Raw genomic sequence first — 20165 nt, 5'->3', positions numbered from 1 at the left:
TGCTCCTGGAGTGAAGGTTGGCGTCGAGGCCGCGTAGCTTTGTCGCCAACACGCATCCGTAGGAGCAGTCTTGGCACGCAAGATCGGCAGCCGGTACACCGCCCACCAGATCCTTGGTCGGGGCAGCGCCGGCACGGTGTGGCTCGGCGAGGGACCCGAGGGTCCCGTCGCCATCAAGCTGCTGCGCGAGGACCTGGCGTCCGACCAGGAGCTCGTCGGCCGCTTCGTCCAGGAGCGCACGGCTCTGCTCAGCCTCGACCACGCGCGCGTGGTGGGCGTCCACGACCTGGTGGTCGACGGCAACGACCTCGCCCTGGTCATGGACCTGGTCCGCGGCACGGACCTGCGCACTCGCCTCGACCGCGAGCGGCGCCTCGCCCCGGAAGCGGCGGTGGCGATCGTGGCGGACGTGGCCGACGGCCTCGCGGCGGCGCACGCGGCGGGGATCGTGCACCGTGACGTGAAGCCGGAGAACGTACTCCTCGACATGCAGGGCCCGCTCGGCCCCGGCGGCTCGCACCCCGCCCTCCTCACGGACTTCGGCGTCGCCAAGCTGATCGACTCCCCGCGCCGCACCCGCGCGACGAAGATCATCGGTACGCCGGACTACCTCGCCCCCGAGATCATCGAGGGCCTGCCTCCGCGCGCGGCCGTCGACATCTACGCCCTCGCGACGGTCCTGTACGAACTCCTGGCGGGCTTCACTCCGTTCGGCGGCGGCCACCCCGGGGCGGTCCTGCGCCGCCACGTGACGGAGACCGTGGTCCCCCTCCCCGGCATCCCGGACGAGCTCTGGCAGCTGATGGTCCAGTGCCTGGCGAAGGCACCGGCGTCGCGCCTGCGGGCCTCGGAGCTCGCGGCGCGGCTGCGGGAGCTGCAGTCGCTGGTGGCGGGGATGCCGCCGCTGGACGTCGACGAGCCGGACACGGAGCCGCTCGCGGAGGAGGCGGAGGAGGAGCCCGCGCCGGAGCCGGCTTCCGGCGCCCCTCGCCGCGGCGCGGTCCCTCTCGTCCCCGGAGCGACCACGCCCGACTCGAACCGCGACACCCACACCTCCATGCGCGTCCCTGGCCCCGACGAGCTCGCCGGGGGCGCGAGGGGCACGGCCCGCGCGCCCCGCGCCTCGGGTGCGGCCCGCCCCGGCTCGGCCCGCCACCGCGCATCGGCCCGCCGCCGCAGGATCACGCTCGGCGTGGCAGGGGCGGTGCTGGTGGCTGCCGCCGGGATCGGCACGTGGGCGGCCACGAACGGCGACGACGCGGACGCCACACCCCAGGACACGAAAAACTCCTCCCCGACGGCGCCGTAGCCCTGCGGCCCAGCCTCCACCCCGGCACCAAGGGGTTACCGGGCGGCGCGCCCCGCCTGCGGGCCCCTTGTCCTGGCGCGAAGCGCCGGGACAGGAGCGCCCCCGAACCGGCCCGCAGGACCGCTCCAGCCCCAGCCAGGCAACCAGTGAGCCGTAGCCGTGAGGAAAGACCGCTTGCGCTCAGCCGTTAGGCTGGACCCGTGGCAGTCGTCGATGTATCCGAAGAGCTCAAGTCCCTCTCCTCGACCATGGAGTCGATCGAGGCCGTCCTGGACCTCGACAAGCTGAGGGCAGACATCGCCGTGCTCGAGGAGCAGGCGGCCGCGCCGTCCCTGTGGGACGACCCGGAAGCGGCACAGAAGATCACCAGCAAGCTGAGCCACCTCCAGGCGGAGGTGCGGAAGGCCGAGGCCCTGCGCGGGCGTATCGACGACCTCAGCGTGCTCTTCGAGATGGCCGAGGAGGAGGACGACCCGGACACCCGCGCCGAGGCCGAGACCGAGCTCACGGCCGTCAAGAAGGCGCTGGACGAGATGGAGGTCCGCACCCTCCTCTCCGGTGAGTACGACGCCCGCGAGGCGCTCGTCACCATCCGCGCGGAGGCCGGCGGCGTCGACGCCTCCGACTTCGCCGAGAAGCTGCAGCGCATGTACCTGCGCTGGGCCGAGCGCCACGGCTACAAAACGGAGCTCTACGAGACGTCGTACGCGGAAGAGGCCGGCATCAAGTCGACCACCTTCGCCGTCCAGGTCCCGTACGCCTACGGAACGCTCTCGGTCGAGCAGGGCACCCACCGCCTCGTGCGCATCTCGCCCTTCGACAACCAGGGCCGCCGCCAGACCTCCTTCGCGGGCGTCGAGATCCTCCCGGTCGTCGAGCAGACGGACCACATCGAGATCGACGAGTCCGAGCTGCGCATCGACGTCTACCGTTCGTCGGGCCCCGGCGGCCAGGGCGTCAACACGACCGACTCCGCGGTCCGCCTGACGCACCTGCCGACCGGCATCGTCGTCTCCTGTCAGAACGAGCGCTCGCAGATCCAGAACAAGGCGAGCGCGATGAACGTCCTCCAGGCCAAGCTCCTCGAGCGCCGCCGCCAGGAGGAGCAGGCGAAGATGAACGCCCTCAAGGGTGACGGCGGCAACTCCTGGGGCAACCAGATGCGTTCGTACGTCCTGCACCCGTACCAGATGGTGAAGGACCTGCGCACGGAGTTCGAAGTGGGCAACCCCGAGTCCGTGTTCAACGGCGAGATCGACGGTTTCCTCGAAGCGGGAATTCGCTGGCGCAAGCAGCAGGAGAAGTAAGCGCCGCTTTATCGACAAGGCAACTGCCGCCCATGAGGCGGCAGTTGCCTTTTACGTCACAGTCACATCTCCGTAGGCCGGTCAACTCCTGCTATTTCAGACATCGCGCGCGCAACGACCTTGACGTGTCTGGGGAAACTGGAAAGGCTAGCGAGCGGCATGCGTATCTCTGGGGCGCGTGTGATCTGTGGGGGCGGATTCAGCGCTCCTGACGAAACGCAGTCCCGGGCGCTGCCTCACTGACGATTCAGCTACTGGGGGTAGCAGCCAGATGACCAAGAAGACGCGGATCCGCGTGGCACGCATAGCGGCCGGAGCGGTGATCGCCGCCGGTGCTTCGCTGACCGCCGCCGGTGCCGCCTCGGCCCTCGACGTCGGTGTCGACCTCGGTGGTGCGAAGGCCAGCGCCAGCGCCGACGAGAACGGCATCGGTGTCGACGTCGGCATCGGCGACGACGAGACCGAGGAGCCCACCGAGGAGCCCACGGAGATTCCGACGGAGCCCACCGAGGAGCCGACGGAGCCGACCGAGGAGCCCACGGAGCCCACCGAGGAGCCGACCGAGCCCACCGAGGAGCCCACGGAGCCCACCGAGGACCCGACGGAGCCCACCACGGACCCGACGGACCCGAGCGAGCCCACCGAGGGCCCGAGCGACCCCGGTAACGGCAACGGCACCGGCGGCAACGACAACGACCCCGACGGCGGCTCCAACCCCGTCGAGCAGGGCAAGGGCAAGGACAGCCTGACCGACACCGGCTCCACCCCGGTCGAGCAGGGTGACAAGGCCGACAAGGGCGAGCTCGCCGAGACGGGCGCCGCCGAGACCACGTTCCTGCTGATCGGCGCCGCGACGATGATCGCCGGCGGCATCGGCTTCCGCGTTCTGCCGCGCTTCGTCGGCAACCGCGGCGCAGCCGCCTGATAAAAGGGCGAGCCTCGCGTCACGGATGCGGCGCATGACATGACAGAAGGGCCCGGAGCAGCCAGCTTCGGGCCCTTCTGGTGTCCTGGCGCGCGCCTCGGGCGCGCTTAAGCGGTCTGGTGCGCCAGCAGGGCCACCGCCGCGATCAGCACCACGAGCACCCCTATCAGGGCCGCGGGGCTGAGACCGCCGAACGGTCCCTCCTGCTGCAAGCGCTCGCGGCTGGCCCGGCACACGGGGCAGCGGCCCTCACTCACGGGCCCCGCGCAGTTCGCGCACACCAACCTGTCATGGGTCATGCGCTCCTCCTCCCGCACAGTTACAGCCTGCCCAACGCTAGGGGGAACGCAACCGTTCCCCCTACCACTGTGCCAGCTTCCACGAATTTCGGCGCGGCCCGCCCGTCCTCGTCGGTTTCCGACTGTTACGTTCCGTGGTATATCCGCGACAATTCGCGCAACTCAGGACGCTGACTGCGCTCGCGTACCGGCTTCGCGTATGGTCACGCTCACCTACCCCCGGCGACCCGTGGTGCATCCGTGATCCGATTCGACAACGTCTCCAAGGCCTACCCCAAGCAGACCCGGCCCGCCCTCCGGGACGTCTCCCTGGAGATCGAGAAGGGCGAGTTCGTCTTCCTGGTGGGCTCCTCCGGCTCCGGAAAGTCCACCTTCCTGCGTCTTGTCCTCCGCGAGGAGCGCACCAGCCACGGCCAGGTGCACGTCCTCGGCAAGGACCTCGCCCGCCTCTCCAACTTCAAGGTGCCGCACATGCGGCGCCAGTTGGGCACCGTCTTCCAGGACTTCCGGCTCCTTCCGAACAAGACCGTCGGCGAGAACGTCGCCTTCGCGCAGGAAGTCATCGGCAAGTCCCGCGGCGAGATCCGCAAGTCCGTGCCCCAGGTCCTCGACCTCGTCGGTCTCGGCGGCAAGGAGGACCGGATGCCCGGCGAGCTCTCCGGCGGTGAGCAGCAGCGCGTGGCGATCGCGCGCGCGTTCGTCAACCGCCCGAAGCTCCTGATCGCCGACGAGCCGACCGGCAACCTCGACCCGCAGACCTCGGTCGGCATCATGAAGCTGCTCGACCGGATCAACCGGACCGGCACGACCGTCGTCATGGCGACCCACGACCAGCAGATCGTGGACCAGATGCGCAAGCGGGTCATTGAGCTGGAGAAGGGCCGTCTCGTCCGCGACCAGTCGCGCGGCGTCTACGGCTACCAGCACTGACGACCCGTACTGATCCACTGCACTGATCCACTGAAAGGGAGCCATGCGCGCCCAGTTCGTCCTGTCGGAGATCGGCGTCGGTCTCCGCCGTAATCTCACGATGACCTTCGCGGTCATCGTCTCCGTGGCCCTCTCGCTCGCCCTGTTCGGCGGCTCGTTGCTCATGCGCGACCAGGTGAGCACGATGAAGGGCTTCTGGTACGACAAGGTCAACGTATCGATCTTCCTCTGCAACAAGGCCGACGCGGAGCAGGACCCGAAGTGCGCCAAGGGCGCGGTCACGAACGAGCAGAAGGACCAGGTCAAGACGGACCTGGAGAAGATGCCCGTCGTGGACAAGGTCGAGTACGAATCGTCCGACGAGGCGTACAAGCACTACAAGGAGCAGTTCGGCGACTCCCCGCTGTCCAGCTCCCTCACGCCGGACCAGATGCAGGAGTCGTACCGCATCAAGCTGAAGGACCCGGAGAAGTACCAGGTGGTCGCGACCGCTTTCTCCGGGCGTGACGGCGTGCAGTCGGTGCAGGACCAGAAGGGCATCCTGGAGAACCTCTTCGAGCTGCTCAACGGCATGAACTGGGCCGCGCTCGCGGTGATGGCGCTGATGCTCGTCGTCGCGCTGATGCTGATCGTCAACACGGTGCGTGTTTCCGCGTTCAGCCGGAGACGTGAAACCGGGATCATGCGGCTCGTCGGCGCGTCCAGCTTCTACATCCAGATGCCGTTCATCATGGAGGCCGCCGTCGCGGGTCTCATCGGCGGCGGTGTCGCCTGCGGAATGCTCCTCGTGGGCCGGTACTTCCTCATCGACCACGGCCTCGCACTCTCCGAGAAGCTGAGCCTGATCAACTTCATCGGGTGGGACGCGGTCCTGACCAAGCTGCCGCTGGTGCTCGCTATCAGCCTGCTGATGCCCGCGCTCGCGGCGTTCTTCGCGTTGCGCAAGTACCTCAAGGTGTGACAAGACCCGCCTGTGAGGAAGGGCGCTGTACGGTTCAACCGACCGTACGGCGCCCTTCGTTGTCCTAGACTCACCGGCATGTCAGGCCCCGACCGGTTCTGCGACCGGCTCTCCCGGCCCCGCCGTATTCGCCGCGGGGCGACCCTGACATTGGTCTTCGCGAGTGTGCTCGCCACCGGCGCGGCCACCGGCTCCTGGAGCGAGGTGGCCGACGAGGGCCGGAAGTCGCCCGCTCCCTCCACCCGTTCCGTCGCCGCGTCCGGTGACGCCGCGGACGAAGCCGCCGATGCCGCGGCCGAGGCCATGGCCGACGGCAAGTCCGGCAAGAAGGCCGCGGAGGACGCCGTCAGCCGCAGCGGCGACCGCTGGGGTTCGGTGTACTCCCCCGGGGAGTACCAGGAGTTCGAGCAGGCCCTCGACGGCGCGTACACCGGCGTCGGACTCTGGGCCAGGCGCGCGGCCGACGGGCGCATCGAGGTGTCCCGGGTCCAGCGCGGCGGCCCCGCCGAGCAGGCAGGCATCCGCGAGGGCGACCAGCTCAGGAGCATCGACGGCAAGCGCGTGGCGGGTCTGCCCGTCACCGAGGTCGTGTCCCTGCTGCGCGGTGCCCGCGCGGGCACCCCGGTCGAGCTCGGCCTGGAGCGGGGCACGCGCGCGTGGAGCGAGACGCTGCACCGGGCGCGCCTGTCCACGGACTCCGTCACGGTCACGCAGCTCGCGGGCGGCGCCGTCATGATCAAGGTCGAGTCCTTCACCAAGGGCACGGGCGAGCGCGTGCGCTCCGCGGTGCGTGACGCCCCCAAGGGTGCCGGGATCCTGCTCGACCTGCGTGGCAACTCCGGGGGCCTGGTGTCGGAGGCGGTCACGGCGGCCTCCGGGCTCGTCGACGGCGGCCTCGTGGCGACGTACGACGTGCGCGGCCGGCAGAAGGCCCTGCACGCCGAGCGCGGCGGCGACACCACCAGACCCGTGGTCGCGCTGGTCGACGGCGGCACGATGAGCGCGGCCGAGCTGCTCACGGGCGCCCTCCAGGACCGTGGCCGCGCGGTCGTGGTGGGCTCGAAGACCTTCGGCAAGGGGTCGGTCCAGATGCCGAGCCGGCTGCCCGACGGCTCGGTGGCCGAGCTGACGGTCGGGCACTACCGCACACCTTCGGGTCAGGCGGTCGACGGACGGGGCATCACGCCGGACCTGGAGGTCGAGGACGGCGCCGAGACGCGGGCCGAGACAGTATTGACTGGCCTCGGACCCCCCTCGTAGTGCGAAAATGGCCGCACTATGGCGAAGGAAAAGGTAAAGCGCAAGGCCGCGAAGGCCGCTGAGAAGGCCCCCACCCGAAAGATGGTCGCGCAGAACAAGAAGGCGCGGCACGACTACCACATCCTTGACACGTACGAGTGCGGCCTCGTCCTCATGGGCACCGAGGTCAAGTCGCTGCGGATGGGCAGGGCCTCCCTCGTGGACGGCTTCGTGCACATCGACAACGGCGAGGCGTGGCTGCACAACATCCACGTCCCGGAGTACGTGCAGGGCACGTGGACCAACCACTCCGCCACCCGCAAGCGCAAGCTCCTGATGCACCGTGCGGAGATCGACAAGCTGGAGTCCAAGTCCCAGGAGACGGGTCACACGATCGTGCCCCTGGCCCTGTACTTCAAGGACAGCCGGGTCAAGGTCGAGATCGCGCTTGCCAAGGGCAAGAAGGAGTACGACAAGCGCCAGACGCTCAAGGAGAAGCAGGACCTGCGCGAGACGAACCGCGCGATCGAGGCCGCAAAGCGGCGCCAGCGCAGCGCCTAGCCCGCGGGTCCCCGTGGGTCCTGGCGGGCCGCGCGGGAATTGGCTGGCCCCGGCGTGCGTTGGTCACGTACGATGGGCACTGCCCCGCACAGCCGGGGCGCAGATTGAAAAAACAACATGGGGATGATCGGTTTCGACAGCGGATGTCGAAGTAGGGGAAGCGAGCCGAGGAAGCGACAATGATCTCGTAAACCACCTGTCGCAACCAATAATCGCCAATTCCAAGAGCGATTCCCAGTCCTTCGCCCTCGCTGCCTAATAAGCAGTGAGTGAAGGACCCTTAATGGGTGTCAGCCCGGGGGTGTTCCCGACCCGGACCCTGGCATAATTTAGGGAACTAAACCATCGAGCCCGGTCACGGGGTTCGATGGGAAATCAAACAGTGACTGGGCCCGTCGGAGACTTGTTCGCGAGATCACCGGGGCCGAGAAAATCGAAGCGAACTGCGCTCGGAGAAGCCCTCCTTTTGCACCGTTGGACGCGGGTTCGATTCCCGCCATCTCCACAATTCCCATGTGAGGTTAAAGCCCTCTGGCCAGCGGCCAGGGGGCTTTTTCCGTTGTGCGGGACACGGAACGTCCGGGCACATCCTCTGGGCATGTGACTCGTTACTGCATCCGAGTGCAGGTTCCCAACGGCCGGGCGGAACAGCAGCCCGGCTGAGTACGCAAGTGCAGGAGGCAGTCGCTTGGATGCCACCGTCACTCTCTTAGGTTCCCTTCTCGCCAGCCTCGGGGTTCTCGGCGCGGCAGTCGTGGCCTATCTCGGCAAGCGCGGTGAGAACGCGCTCACCGGATACTCCAGCCTGACGGAGAGACTCCAGACGGAGCGTGACCGGCTGGAGCGCCAGGTCGCCGAACGCGACACGAAACTCGCCGAGTTAAACGCTCTGCACGTCCATGACCAGAGCGAGATCGCCCGGCTGCTCATCGACAATCAACGGCTCGGAGGCACTCCGTGATTCAGCTCGAGCGTCTCCTGGCCCGCCGTTGGCGCAGTGTTTTCCTCGTCTGCGTGCTGGTCGCCCTCTGCGGTGTCGCCGCCCTCCTCTGGGCCCGCATCGACGCGGGTGACCGCCGCGCCGACCAGCTCGCCACCGAGGCGGACCGGCGGGGCGAGGCCGTGTCCACCCTGGCCCGGGACGTACGGACCCTGCGCGCGCAGGTCCGCTCCCACGGCGACACCCCTGCCGCGCCCGACCCCTCCGATGCCGTCGACGACCTGCTGAACCGGGTGCGGGTGCCCTCGGGGGAGCCCGGAACGCCCGGTGCCACCGGCTCGCAGGGCGAGGACGGGAAGCCGGGCGAGAAGGGGACGCCGGGGGCGGGCGGCCGGAAGGGGGACTCCGGCGACGCGGGAGAGCCCGGGAAGCAGGGAGCGTCCGGCGAGGCGGGGGAGCCCGGGGCCGCGGGCGCGGACGGCGCGGACGGTGCGAACGGCTCGGACGGACAACAGGGCCCGGAAGGACCCGCCGGGGCGGCGGGGCCCCCGGGCGCCGACGGCGCCAACGGATCCGACGGCGCGGGCGGTGCGTCGGGCCCCGAAGGCCCCGCGGGCCCGCGGGGTGAGCGCGGCGAGCGCGGGCCCAAGGGCGAGGCGGGCGACGCGGGCCCCAACTGCCCCGACGGCTACAGCCTCCAGCAGCCCTCAGGTGACCCCGACGCCCTGGTCTGCCGCCGGAACGGCGTGACACCCGCCGACCCCGCACCGGCCGTCCTGCTCCTCGCCTCGCTGCTGCCCCGGTGCCGCCGCACGCCCGACGCACCGGACTGACGGCGGACCGCGGCGCCCCCGGCGGGCGGTCCACCCGGCGGCGCCACATGGCGCGTGTCCGGAGTGGGGTCTGTCGCGGGGCGCCGGAGTCCGGGATGCTCCTGGGTCATGAGTAGACCCGTGAGACGCGTCAACGCCCGTATGCGCCACTGGATCTGGCCCGCCGTGCTCGGTGTCGCGGCGGCCACCCTCTCCGCAGGATCGCCCGCCGGGGCGGACTCCGACCGCAGCGGCCTGCCCGAAGCCATCGACACCATCCTCGGCGATCCCCGGATGGAGGGCGGCGCGGCGAGCGTCGTCGTCGCCGACGCCGCGTCCGGTGACGTGCTCTACCAGCACCTGCCCAGCGGGCGCCTGATGCCCGCCTCCAACACCAAGCTGCTCACCTCGACGGCCGCCATGGAGGAGCTCGGCCCCGACCACCGCTTCACCACCGATGTGCTCACCGACGGCAAGCAGCACGGCCGTGTGCTCTCCGGTGATCTCTATCTGCGCGGCACCGGCGACCCGACGACGCTGGCCAAGGACTACGACCGACTCGCCGCGAAGATCGCCGACTCGGGCGTCCGGCGGGTCTCGGGGCGCCTGGTCGCGGACGACACCCGGTTCGACGCCAAGCGGATCGGCGACACCTGGGCCGGGGACGACGAGTTCGCGTACTACGCCGCCCAGATCTCCGCGCTGAGCGTCGCCCCGGACACCGACTACGACACCGGGACGGTCATCGTCGAGGCCACGCCCGGCGCGAAGGCCGGGGACAGGCCGAAGGTGACGGTGTCCCCGAAGACGGACTACGTAGAGGTCGACAACACCGCCAGGACCGTCGCCGCGGGCGGCGAGGACACACTCACCATCGAGCGTGAGCACGGCACCAACACGATCACCGTCACCGGCACCGTCCCCGTCGGGGGTGACGCCACCAAGGAGTGGATCGCCGTCTGGGAGCCGACCGGGTACGCGGCCGCGATCTTCCGGGACGCCCTGAAGGCGCACGGGGTGAAGGTGAGCGGGCCGACCAGGGCCGGGCTCGCGACCCCCAAGGGCGCGCGGCAGCTCGCGTCGCACGACTCCATGCCGTTGAAGGAGCTGATGATCCCCTTCATGAAGCTCTCCAACAACATGCACGCGGAGAACCTCACGAAGGCGATGGGCCACAAGGCGACCGGACGGCCGGGGAACTGGACGGACGGTCTCGCGGCCATCGGCGCCTACTTGAAGACGGCCGGTGTCGATCCCGGCAAGCTGCGCCAGGTCGACGGCTCCGGGCTCTCGCGCAAGGACAACGTGCCCGCCGATCAGTTGATCAAGCTGCTGTTGTCCGCGAAGGGCGAGCCCTGGTACGCCGACTGGTACAAGTCGCTTCCGGTGGCCTGCGACCCCGACAAGTTCGTCGGCGGCACCCTGCGCACACGGATGTGCGGGACGCCGGCGGCCCTCAACGTACGGGCGAAGACGGGGTCGTTGACCGGGGCGTCCGCTCTTTCGGGGTACGTGAAGGACGCGGGCGGGCGTGAGCTGGTGTTCAGCATCATCCTGAACAACTACCTGCCCTCTTCGGTGAAGGCCCTTGAGGACGCGATCGTCGTGACGCTCGCCAAGTCGACCGAGGACAAGGCCGTCCTGGTCAAGCCGCGCTCGCAGCGTGGGGCCGAGCCGAGCGGGGACCTGGAGTGCTCGTGGCGCAAGCCTGCGCGATGCTGAGCAGCAGGGCGCAGCACGCGGCGGTGACCGGGACCGCGTAGCCCTGGGCGGTGCCGATGTGCTCCACCACCCAGCCGCCGCCCGCGGCGCCGCACGCGATGCCCCCGAGGAGACCGGTGACGGCGAGGGTCATGCCCTCGTTCAACCGGCCCTCGGGGGTGCGCCGCTGGATCAGGGTCATGCCGGTGACCATCGTCGGGGCCGTCGCCATTCCGGCGACAAGGAGAGCCCCGGCGAGCACCAGGAGCGAGCCGGTGAGCGCGGCGGCCAGGAGCGGCAGCGTCATCAGGGCGGCCATCGCGGCGGCGCACAGGATGTGGCGGCGGTGAAGGGGCCCGCTCGGCTTGAGGGTTCCGTAGAGGAGGCCCGCCGCGCAGGAGCCCGCGGCCTGGAGCGCGAGGATCACGCCCGCGGCGGCCTTGTGCCCCTGTGTGTCCGCGTAGGCGATCGTCACGACCTCCATCGAGCCGAACACGGCGCCGGTGGCGAGGAAGGCGGCGAGCAGTGTGGGCATCCCGCGCGCGTGGAGGGGCGATTTCTCCTTCGTGGTCGTACGTCCCCGGGGCGGCGGCTGTGTCGAGCGCTGGGCGGCGAAGAGCAGGACGCCGGTCAGGAGCAGCACGACTCCGATGAGGGTGCCCGCCTCCGGGAAGAGCGCCCCGCACAGGAACGCCGCGAGCACGGGGCCGAGCATGAAGCACAGCTCGTCCGCGGCCTGTTCGAAGGAGTTGGCGATGTGTACGGCCCGTTCGTCGCCCTTCAGGAGGTGGGCCCAGCGGGCGCGGGACATGCCGCCGGTGTTGGGGGTCGTGGCCGTCGCGGCGTACGAGGCGAACAGGGTCCAGTCGGGCGCTCCGTGGTGCACGCACAGGAGCAGCGAGAGCGAGCCGAGCGCGGCGATGGCGGTGGCCGGGACGGCGATCCGCGCCTGGCCGTGGCGGTCCACGAGGCGGGCCGTCCAGGGCGCCACGACGGCGGTCGCGGCGAGGCCCGTCGCGGTGACGGCGCCGGCGAGCGCGTACGAATCGCGCGCCCCGGCGATCATGATGACGGCGCTCACGCTGAACATGCCCATGGGGAGGCGGGCGATGAGGTTGCCGATGGTGAAGGCGGTGGCTCCGGGTATCAGGAAGAGGCGGGCGTAGGGGTTGCGGCTTCGGGGTGCGGGGGGTGCGGGGGGTTCGGCGGGCGGATTGCGGCGGCGGGACGCAGGGGGCTCGGCGGACGGCATGGGATCACCCTCACCGGGGCGGTGGTGTGGGGTCCAACACCTTCTGCGGCCCGACTCACGCACTTCCGTTGTAAGTTCCCGGGATGACCGCCGAGCCCCGCCTACCGACGCGCGACCTGGACCCCCGCCTCCTGCGCGCCTTCGTGGCCGTCTCCGAAGAGCTGCACTTCACGCGGGCCGCCGCCCGGCTCTACGTCGCCCAGCAGGCGCTCAGCCGTGATGTGCGCCGCCTGGAGCGGGAGTTGGGGGCCGAGCTGTTCGTGCGGACCACCCGGCAGGTCACGCCGACGGCCGAGGGGGAGCGGCTGCTGCCGTACGCGCGGCGGGTCCTTGAGGCGCAGGACGACCTGACGGCCGCCTTCGCGCGGGGCGGGGGCTCAGGCGGCACGGCCCGCCCGCTGCTCGTGGACCTGAACAGCCCGGGGCTCATCTGCGGGCGCATCCTGGAGCGGGCCCGCGAACTCACCCCGGAGTGCGAGCTGATGGCCCGCTTCGAGAGCGGACTCACCGGGGCCGCGGCCGAGATCGTCGCGGGACGGCTCGACGTCTCCTTCGGGCGGTACGCGGGGCTCGAACCGGCGCTGCGGGCGCGGCTCGCCCAGCAGCCCGTGCGGTACGAGCCGATGGCGGTGCTGCTGCCGCTGGGGCACCCCTTGGCCGAGCTGGACGCGGTGCCGCTCGGCGCGCTCGCGGGGGAGAGCGTGTACGCGGGTGCGGGAAACCCCCGGACGCTGGAGTGGACCGACCTGGCGCACCGCCTTTTCGAGGGACGCGGGATCGCGGTGGCGCCGCCCGCGCCCCTGGCGGTGGGCGTCGAGGAGTTCGGGCGGATCATGGCCAAGAACCGGACCCCCGTGCTCGTCGCGGTGGACTTTCCGGCCATGCCCGAGTCCGTCCTGCGGCCCTTGATCGACCCCGTGCCCCTGTCGCCTGTGTCGTTGGTGTGGAGAAAGGGGCTTGTGCACCCGGGTGTCGACGCTCTGCGCGCGGCGGCGGCCGAGCTCTCCGCCGCCGAGGGGTGGCTGCGCAGGCCTGAAGGCGGGTGGGTTCCGGCCACAGATGCACTCATCATGATGAGCCTGGACTGAAGGATTAGTACGACTGTCACCCCTGTGCGCTACATTCATGGTCCGGGCGCAGTGTGATAGGGGGGCGCTCGGATCGGGTGGGGGCCCGGTCCGACGGCAAGTTGTCCGGAGTCGTGCGCGCCCGATTCAGGTTATGTGGGGGGTTGTGCGTACGCATGGACAATTGGCGAGAAGATGCCCTACCGGAACACACCCATGATCCGAACGAGGTCACCGTTCAGATCGACGGGGTGGGGCGACAGCTGGCGGATCTGGCCGCCGAGAGTGACCAGGACGCGCCTGACGGGCCGGTTTTCGTCGACGAGACGGGCCGCCGCAGCCGGAGGTACCGCCGGATAGGCGTGCTCGTCGGCATAGCCTGCGCCGTGTACGCGGTGATGATCGTGGGCACCCTGCTCTCGGGCAACTCCAGCGCGCCCTGGCTGCCGATCGGTCCCAAGGACGAGAAGCCGGCGAGCAAGGTGGACACACCGGACCGCCCGGCCGACTCCCTCGACCCCTCGGCCTCGCCCGGCACGACACCGTCTCCCGGGGCGTCGGAGAGCGGCACCACCGCCCCCGCGACCGGTGACGACGGCTCCGCCGACCCGGCCAAGCCGGACGACGGCAAGGACAAGCCCGGCGAAACAACCGACCCCGACCCCACGGGCGGCGGCAACCCCGACCCCGACCCGACGGACGACGGCGGCGACCCGGACCCGACCGACGACCCCACGAAGCCCGACCCGGACCCGGACCCGACGGACGACCCCACGACGCCGGACCCGGACCCGTCGACCGAGACCCCGGGCGGCGCGGCCGGAGGCGGCGGCGAAGTCCCCGCGGTGCAGCCCGCCGCCGACACACAGTCCCCGCATGGCGCCCAGGCGGTCAGCAACCTCTCTCCGCAAAGCGCTGGCCAGCAGCCCTCGGAGGGCGCACAGCGATGAACTCCCGCACCAACAGGGGCCGGTCAGCCGGCTCCAGGAACAGTCACGCCCAGCCCCGGGGCGGTGGCGGCCGACGCCGCGCGCAGCCCGCCCGCGGCGCCAAGCGGCGCAGGGTCCCCCTGCGCTACCTCATGCCCCTGCTCCTCCTGGTCGCCCTGATGGCGATGCTCATGCTGCGCGGCTACACGCACAGCGAGATCCTCGCCGACCACCGCATCCAACCGCCCGCGGGCACCGGCAAGGTCCCGGAGAAGGTCCTCGAGGGCGGCCCGGTCATCGACACGCGCGGCGGCCACGAGGAGACACTGAGCGTCCCCCGCCACCGGCTCGTGCTGACCTTCGACGACGGCCCGGACCCGGAGTGGACCCCCAAGGTCCTCGACGTCCTGAAGAAGCACCACGCGCACGGCGTCTTCTTCGTCACCGGCACGATGGCCTCGCGCTACCCCGACCTGGTCGAGCGCATGGTGGACGAGGGCCACGAGGTCGGCCTGCACACGTTCAACCACCCCGACCTGTCGTACCAGTCCTCCAGCCGCATCGACTGGGAGCTCTCGCAGAACCAGCTCGCCCTCGCGGGCGCCGCGGGCATCCGCACCTCCCTCTTCCGCCCGCCCTACTCCTCGTTCTCCGACGCCATGGACAACAAGTCCTGGCCGGTCACGAAGTACATCGGCAGCCGCGGGTACCTCACGGTCGTCAACAACACCGACAGCGAGGACTGGAAGCGCCCCGGCGTCGCCGAGATCATCCGCCGCGCCACGCCCAAGAACGGCAACGGCGCCGTGGTCCTGATGCACGACTCCGGAGGCGACCGCTCGCAGACCGTCGCCGCCCTCGACACCTTCCTGCCCGATCTGCAGGACAAGGGCTACCGCTTCACGAACCTCACCGAGGCCCTGGACTCGCCCAGCGCGCACGCGCCGGTCACCGGCATAGATCTGTGGAAGGGCAAGGCCTGGGTCTTCCTGGTCGGCGCATCGGAGAAGATCACCGGCGTACTCGTCGTGGCCCTCGCCGTCATCGGCTCGCTGGTCATGCTCCGCTTCGGCCTGATGCTGCTGCTCTCCGCGGTGCACGCGCGCAAGGTGCGCAGGAAGGGCTTCCGCTGGGGCCCGGACATCACCGAACCGGTGTCGGTCCTCGTGCCCGCCTACAACGAGGCCAAGTGCATCGAGGCCACGGTCCGTTCGCTCATGACGAGCGACCACCCCATCGAGATCATCGTCATCGACGACGGCTCGTCGGACGGCACCGCGCTCATCGTCGAGGGCCTTCGCCTGCCGAACGTACGCGTCGTGCGCCAGCAGAACGCGGGCAAGCCCGCCGCGCTCAACCGCGGCATAGCCAACGCCCGTTTCGACCTCATCGTGATGATGGACGGCGACACGGTCTTCGAGCAGTCCACCGTGCGCGAGCTGGTGCAGCCGTTCGGCGACCCGCGCGTGGGCGCCGTCGCGGGCAACGCGAAGGTCGGCAACAGGGACTCGCTGATCGGCGCCTGGCAGCACATCGAGTACGTGATGGGCTTCAACCTCGACCGCCGGATGTACGACATGCTCGGCTGCATGCCGACCATCCCCGGCGCCGTGGGGGCCTTCCGGCGCTCGGCCCTCGAGCGGGTCGGCGGCATGAGCGACGACACGCTCGCCGAGGACACCGACATCACCATGGCGATGCACCGGGACGGCTGGCGGGTCGTGTACGCCGAGAAGGCGCGCGCGTGGACCGAGGCGCCGGAGACGGTGCAGCAGCTGTGGTCCCAGCGCTACCGCTGGTCGTACGGCACGATGCAGGCGATCTGGAAGCACCGCCGCTCGCTGATCGAGTCGGGCCCATCGGGCCGCTTCGGCCGGGTGGGCATGCCGCTGGTGTCGCTCTTCATGGTCCTCGCGCCGCTCCTGGCACCCCTGATCGACGTCTTCCTGCTGTACGGCCTGTTCTTCGGCCCCACCCAGAAGACGATCGCCGCGTGGCTCGGCGTGCTCGCCGTCCAGGCGGTGTGCGCGGCGTACGCCTTCCGGCTCGACCGCGAGCGCATGACCCATCTGATCTCGCTGCCCCTCCAGCAGATTCTCTACCGGCAGCTGATGTACGTCGTGCTGCTCCAGTCCTGGATCACCGCCCTGACCGGAGGCCGCCTTCGCTGGCAGAAGCTCCGGCGCACGGGGGTCCTCGGATCGCCGCCCTCGATTCCGCAACAGCGGACGGGCAGCCCTGACCGGAGGCCCGTCGCATGACCTATCCCACGCAGCCGCTGCCCCAGGTGCCGCCGCCGCCCGGCCTTGCGGTGACCCCGGTCGGCCCCGCACCTGTCCCGGCCCCCGCTGCCCCGGCCGCGCCCAAGAAGCCGGGCCGCGACCGCTACTTCGACGTGCTGCGGTCGCTCGCCCTGGTCCGCGTCGTCATCTACCACCTGTTCGGCTGGGCCTGGCTGACGATCCTCTTCCCCTCCATGGGCGTGATGTTCGCCCTGGCGGGCGCGCTGATGGCCCGCTCCCTGAAGCGCCCGGCGTGGGGCGTGATCCGAGGCCGAATACGCCGACTGCTCCCGCCCATGTGGGCGTTCAGCGCGGTCGCGCTGTTCCTGCTCTTCTACGGCGGCTGGAACGTCACCAAGGACCCGGACCACGGGGACACGTGGGGCCTGGTCAGCATGGTCAACTACGTCTTCCCGATCGGCGCCCCGCCCTTCCCCTGGCACATCGGGGACAAGGCGGGCCTCCTGGAGGACACCTGGCCGGCGCAGGCCGCGGGACCGCTCTGGTACATCCGCGCGTACCTCTGGTTCGTGATCGCCTCGCCGTTGCTGCTGTGGGCGTTCCGCAAGGTGCCGTGGGCGACGCTGTTCGCGCCGCTCGCCCTGACGGCGGTGCTCGCCACGGAGATCGTCAAGATCCCCGGTGAGACGGGCAACGCGGTCTCGGACTTCGCGGTGTACGGCAGTTGCTGGGTCCTCGGCATCGCCCACCAGGAGGGCGTACTCGCCCGCGTCCCGCGCTACGTGGCGGTGTCGGTCTCGGCGCTGATCATGGCCTTCGGCCTGTGGTGGGCGTCGGGCCATCTGGGCCCCGACGGCTGGGACCTGAACGACATCCCCCTCGCCCAGGCGGCGTGGTCCTTCGGCTTCGTCGTCATCCTCTTCCAGTACTCGCCCTCGTGGCAGGAGCTGCCGGGCCGCCTGAAGCGCTGGGACAAGCTCATCACCCTCTCCAACAACCGAGCGGTGACGATCTATCTCTGGCACAACCTGCTGATCATGGCCACGGTGCCGATCATCGACATGGCGTACGACCTGCCGTTCATGGAGGACGAGCGCTGGAGCTCGGCGCTGGACTCCACGTACATGCTGTGGATGACGGTCCTGGTCTGGCCGTTGATCGGCCTGATGGTGATGGCGGTGGGCTGGATCGAGGACTTCGCGGCGAAGCGGAGCCCCAGGCTGTGGCCCAACGGGGCGAAGTCGCGGCGCTCGGCGGCGGCGCCTTCGCGAGGCGGTTCGCGAGGCAGTTCGCGAGGCGGGCCACGGGGCGGTTCACACCGGGGCTGAGGCTCCCGGCCGGGCGATCACAGAGGGCTGACCACCAGGACGACTGGTGGTCAGCCCTCTTCGTCTGTGGTGCGCGAGAACGGCCAACAGACCAATTTCGCACACAGTGTTGACGCAAACATCGGGCACATCTACGGTCCCTCAACAGACATCAACAGGACTCAACAATTAGGAACGCTGAAGAGCGTCACTGAGAGCGTCCATCCCCACCTTCGAAGAAGGGACCTTCGATGTTTCGACGCGCCCGCAGACCCTTACTGGCCGCCATCCTGAGCGTGGTGTGGCTGGTTGCCGCCGGCCTCCCGGCACATGCCGCGCCGGTCACCGTCACCAACGGGACCCAGTTCACGGACACCACGGGAGCCGGAGTCCACGCCCACGGCGGTGGAGCCGTCAAGGTGGGTGACTTCTACTACTGGTTCGGCGAGAACCGCCACGCGGACAACACCTTCAAGGCCGTCTCGGTCTACCGCTCCTCCGACCTGAAGACATGGGAGTTCAGGAAGAACGTCCTGACGCAGGAGAGCGATCCGGAGCTCTCCGTCGCCAACATCGAGCGCCCCAAGGTCATTTACAACAGCGAGACCGGCAAGTTCGTCATGTGGATGCACAAGGAGAACGGCAAGGACTACACCGAGTCCCGCACCGCGGTCGCCGTCTCCGACACGGTGGACGGCGACTACAGCTGGAAGGGCAGCTTCCGGCCGCCGAGCGGCACCACGTCCCGTGACATGACGCTCTTCAAGGACGACGACGGCACCGCGTACCAGATCTCGTCCGGCAGCGAGAACGCCGACCTCTTCATCTACCGGCTGACCGCCGACTACACGGGCTTCGACAAGGAGGTCGCCAACCCCTGGCCGGCCCACCACCGCGAGTCCCCGGCACTGTTCAAGCGCGACGGCGTCTACTTCATGCTGACCTCGGGCACCAGCGGCTGGTACCCCAACCAGCAGCAGTACGCGACCGCCACCAGCATCACCGGCCCCTGGTCGGAGATGAAGGAGGTCGGTGACGCGACCGCGTACGGCTCCCAGACCGCGTACGTCCTTCCCGTGCAGGGCAGTTCGGGCACCTCCTACCTCTACATGGGCGACCGCTGGGGCAACTCCATGGGCGGCACGGTCAACGACTCCCAGTACGTCTGGGCGCCGCTGGACTTCCCGACCAGGACCACCATGAGCCTGCCGTGGTACCCGCAGATCTCCGTCGACACCGACGCCGGAACGGTCAAGGGCGTGGGAGGCGGACCCCACTACAGCCTCGCCGCCCGGCACAGCGGGAAGTGCCTCGACGTCTCCGACGACTCCTCCGCCGATGGCGCGGCCGTCACGCAGTACTCCTGCGACGGCGGTCTCAACCAGCAGTGGCGTCTGGAGGACGCGGGCGACGGATACGTACGCGTCCTGGCGCAGCACAGCGGCAAGTGCCTGGACGTGGCGGACGAGTCCACCGGGGACGGGGCCTTCGTGAACCAGTACCGATGCGGTTCCGGCGCGCACCAGCAGTGGCGCTTCGAGGAGCGCGGAGACGGGACGGGGGACGGGCCGGGAGACGGACCGGGAGACGACACCTACCGGCTCGTCTCCCGGCACAGCGGCAAGTGCCTCGACGTCAAGGACGACTCCACGGCCGACGGCGCCCGCCTGGTCCAGTGGACCTGTGGTACGGGCGCCAACCAGCAGTTCGAGCGGGCGGTCAGTACCCCGCGGTGAAGCGGGTGCGGTGGTGCTTGGGGCGTTCGGCCTCGTCCATGAGCGCCACCGCCAGGTCCTCCATGGAGATGGCGGAACTGCCCTCGGCGTCGACGATCAACTCGTCGGCGCCGAGCCGGTAGGTGCCGGTGCGCACGCCCGGCTCCAGCAGGGCGGACGGGCTCAGATACGTCCAGTCGACCGCGGTGTCGGCGGTGCGGACGGCGTCGAACTGGTCGTTGGAGGCCTGGGCGATGTGCCGCCAGGCGGTGGGGACGTAGGCGGGATCGTCGATGGCGAGGACGCCTGCCTTGCCCGGCACGGTCAGGCTCCCGGCCCCACCGACGATCATCAGGCGTACGCCGTCGACGCGGGCGAGTCCGGCGAGCAACGCCCGGCTGATGGCGGCGTGTTCGGCCTCGCGGCCGGGGGCGGGTCTGGTGGCGTTCACCACGAGGTCCTGCCCGGCGCTCAACTCGGCGACGTGCTCGGGGACTCCGGCGTCGCCGGTGCGGTGGGTGGCGGCGGGGTGCAGTTCGCCGAAGCGTGCGGGGTCGCGGACGACTGCGGTGACGTCGTGGCCGCGGGTGAGGGCTTCGGTGACGACGCGGCTGCCGACGTTTCCGGCTGCTCCGAAGACGGTGATGCGCATGGCGGTTGCTCCTTGG

At 70.1% G+C, this 20165-nt stretch carries 18 protein-coding genes and 1 other RNA gene; 16 read left to right on the top strand and 3 right to left on the bottom strand.

Going from position 1 to position 20165, the window contains the following annotated elements; translation table 11 throughout:
- Positions 1-70: 70 nt before the first annotated feature.
- The 3 genes from ABZ833_RS17840 to ABZ833_RS17830 all read left to right on the top strand — a co-directional run bounded on the left by ABZ833_RS17840 (position 71) and on the right by ABZ833_RS17830 (position 3541).
- Entirely contained in the window at positions 71-1309 is a 1239-nt protein-coding gene (locus ABZ833_RS17840) for a serine/threonine-protein kinase (protein WP_361047335.1), read from the top strand.
- A 200-nt stretch (positions 1310-1509) separates the two neighbouring features.
- Positions 1510-2616 carry a peptide chain release factor 2 gene (gene prfB, locus ABZ833_RS17835; RefSeq protein ID WP_249589604.1) on the top strand — a complete coding sequence of 369 codons (1107 nt, stop codon included), beginning with the start codon at positions 1510-1512 and terminating at the stop codon, positions 2614-2616.
- Positions 2617-2887: 271 nt separating this feature from the next.
- Positions 2888-3541, top strand: a complete 654-nt coding sequence (locus tag ABZ833_RS17830) for a hypothetical protein (RefSeq protein WP_361047332.1) — start codon at positions 2888-2890, stop codon at positions 3539-3541.
- A gap of 107 nt (positions 3542-3648) precedes the next feature.
- Here ABZ833_RS17830 and ABZ833_RS17825 read toward each other — a convergent pair whose 3' ends face one another.
- The gene (locus ABZ833_RS17825) at positions 3649-3840 is read right to left on the bottom strand and encodes a hypothetical protein (protein ID WP_160505338.1); all 192 of its coding nucleotides are present in this window, start codon (positions 3838-3840) and stop codon (positions 3649-3651) included.
- Positions 3841-4080: 240 nt separating this feature from the next.
- On the opposite strand from ABZ833_RS17825, the gene ftsE reads away from it, so the two are divergent.
- From ftsE to dacB, 8 genes are all read left to right on the top strand, one after another.
- On the top strand, positions 4081-4770 hold the full coding sequence (gene ftsE, locus ABZ833_RS17820; protein WP_030788113.1) for a cell division ATP-binding protein FtsE: 690 nt from the start codon (positions 4081-4083) through the stop codon (positions 4768-4770).
- 43 nt (positions 4771-4813) lie between these two features.
- Positions 4814-5731, top strand: a complete 918-nt coding sequence (gene ftsX / locus ABZ833_RS17815) for a permease-like cell division protein FtsX (RefSeq protein ID WP_249589606.1) — start codon at positions 4814-4816, stop codon at positions 5729-5731.
- A gap of 78 nt (positions 5732-5809) precedes the next feature.
- Positions 5810-6991, top strand: coding sequence for a S41 family peptidase (locus ABZ833_RS17810; RefSeq protein WP_361047328.1), 1182 nt, complete (start codon positions 5810-5812; stop codon positions 6989-6991).
- An 18-nt stretch (positions 6992-7009) separates the two neighbouring features.
- On the top strand, positions 7010-7531 hold the full coding sequence (gene smpB / locus ABZ833_RS17805) for an SsrA-binding protein SmpB (protein ID WP_361047325.1): 522 nt from the start codon (positions 7010-7012) through the stop codon (positions 7529-7531).
- 119 nt (positions 7532-7650) lie between these two features.
- Positions 7651-8039: a transfer-messenger RNA gene (ssrA, locus tag ABZ833_RS17800) on the top strand.
- A 180-nt stretch (positions 8040-8219) separates the two neighbouring features.
- Positions 8220-8492 (top strand): hypothetical protein, encoded by a 273-nt coding sequence (locus ABZ833_RS17795; RefSeq protein ID WP_361047322.1) that lies wholly within the window; start codon positions 8220-8222, stop codon positions 8490-8492.
- On the top strand, positions 8489-9304 hold the full coding sequence (locus tag ABZ833_RS17790) for a collagen-like protein (protein WP_361047319.1): 816 nt from the start codon (positions 8489-8491) through the stop codon (positions 9302-9304). The genes ABZ833_RS17795 and ABZ833_RS17790 overlap by 4 nt, the downstream gene beginning before the upstream one ends.
- Positions 9305-9412: 108 nt before the next feature.
- Positions 9413-11005 (top strand): D-alanyl-D-alanine carboxypeptidase/D-alanyl-D-alanine-endopeptidase, encoded by a 1593-nt coding sequence (dacB, locus tag ABZ833_RS17785; RefSeq protein ID WP_361047317.1) that lies wholly within the window; start codon positions 9413-9415, stop codon positions 11003-11005.
- Here dacB and ABZ833_RS17780 read toward each other — a convergent pair.
- The gene (locus ABZ833_RS17780; protein ID WP_361047314.1) at positions 10929-12236 is read right to left on the bottom strand and encodes an MFS transporter; all 1308 of its coding nucleotides are present in this window, start codon (positions 12234-12236) and stop codon (positions 10929-10931) included. The genes dacB and ABZ833_RS17780 overlap by 77 nt on opposite strands.
- Before the next feature lie 83 nt (positions 12237-12319).
- Here ABZ833_RS17780 and ABZ833_RS17775 point away from each other — a divergent pair, with 83 nt between their 5' ends.
- The 5 genes from ABZ833_RS17775 to ABZ833_RS17755 all read left to right on the top strand — a co-directional run bounded on the left by ABZ833_RS17775 (position 12320) and on the right by ABZ833_RS17755 (position 19518).
- A complete protein-coding gene (locus tag ABZ833_RS17775; RefSeq protein ID WP_361047312.1) occupies positions 12320-13324 on the top strand; it encodes a LysR family transcriptional regulator in 1005 nt (334 codons plus the stop codon).
- Positions 13325-13554: 230 nt separating this feature from the next.
- A complete protein-coding gene (locus ABZ833_RS17770) occupies positions 13555-14253 on the top strand; it encodes a hypothetical protein (RefSeq protein ID WP_361047309.1) in 699 nt (232 codons plus the stop codon).
- Between the two features lie 131 nt (positions 14254-14384).
- The gene (locus ABZ833_RS17765) at positions 14385-16493 is read left to right on the top strand and encodes a glycosyltransferase (protein WP_361047541.1); all 2109 of its coding nucleotides are present in this window, start codon (positions 14385-14387) and stop codon (positions 16491-16493) included.
- Positions 16490-17803, top strand: coding sequence for an acyltransferase (locus ABZ833_RS17760; RefSeq protein ID WP_361047307.1), 1314 nt, complete (start codon positions 16490-16492; stop codon positions 17801-17803). The genes ABZ833_RS17765 and ABZ833_RS17760 overlap by 4 nt, the downstream gene beginning before the upstream one ends.
- A 230-nt stretch (positions 17804-18033) precedes the next feature.
- Positions 18034-19518 (top strand): RICIN domain-containing protein, encoded by a 1485-nt coding sequence (locus tag ABZ833_RS17755; protein ID WP_361047304.1) that lies wholly within the window; start codon positions 18034-18036, stop codon positions 19516-19518.
- Here ABZ833_RS17755 and ABZ833_RS17750 read toward each other — a convergent pair.
- Complete coding sequence (locus ABZ833_RS17750) at positions 19502-20149, bottom strand: NAD(P)H-binding protein (protein ID WP_361047302.1); 648 nt, start codon at positions 20147-20149, stop codon at positions 19502-19504. The two genes, ABZ833_RS17755 and ABZ833_RS17750, sit on opposite strands and share 17 nt — an antisense overlap.
- Positions 20150-20165: the final 16 nt, after the last annotated feature.

The sequence above is a fragment of the Streptomyces sp. NPDC047525 genome, assembly GCF_040643025.1.
Classification (GTDB): domain Bacteria; phylum Actinomycetota; class Actinomycetes; order Streptomycetales; family Streptomycetaceae; genus Streptomyces; species Streptomyces durmitorensis.
Note: the sequence above shows the minus strand (reverse complement) of the source record. Positions and strands in the feature narration are given on the sequence as shown.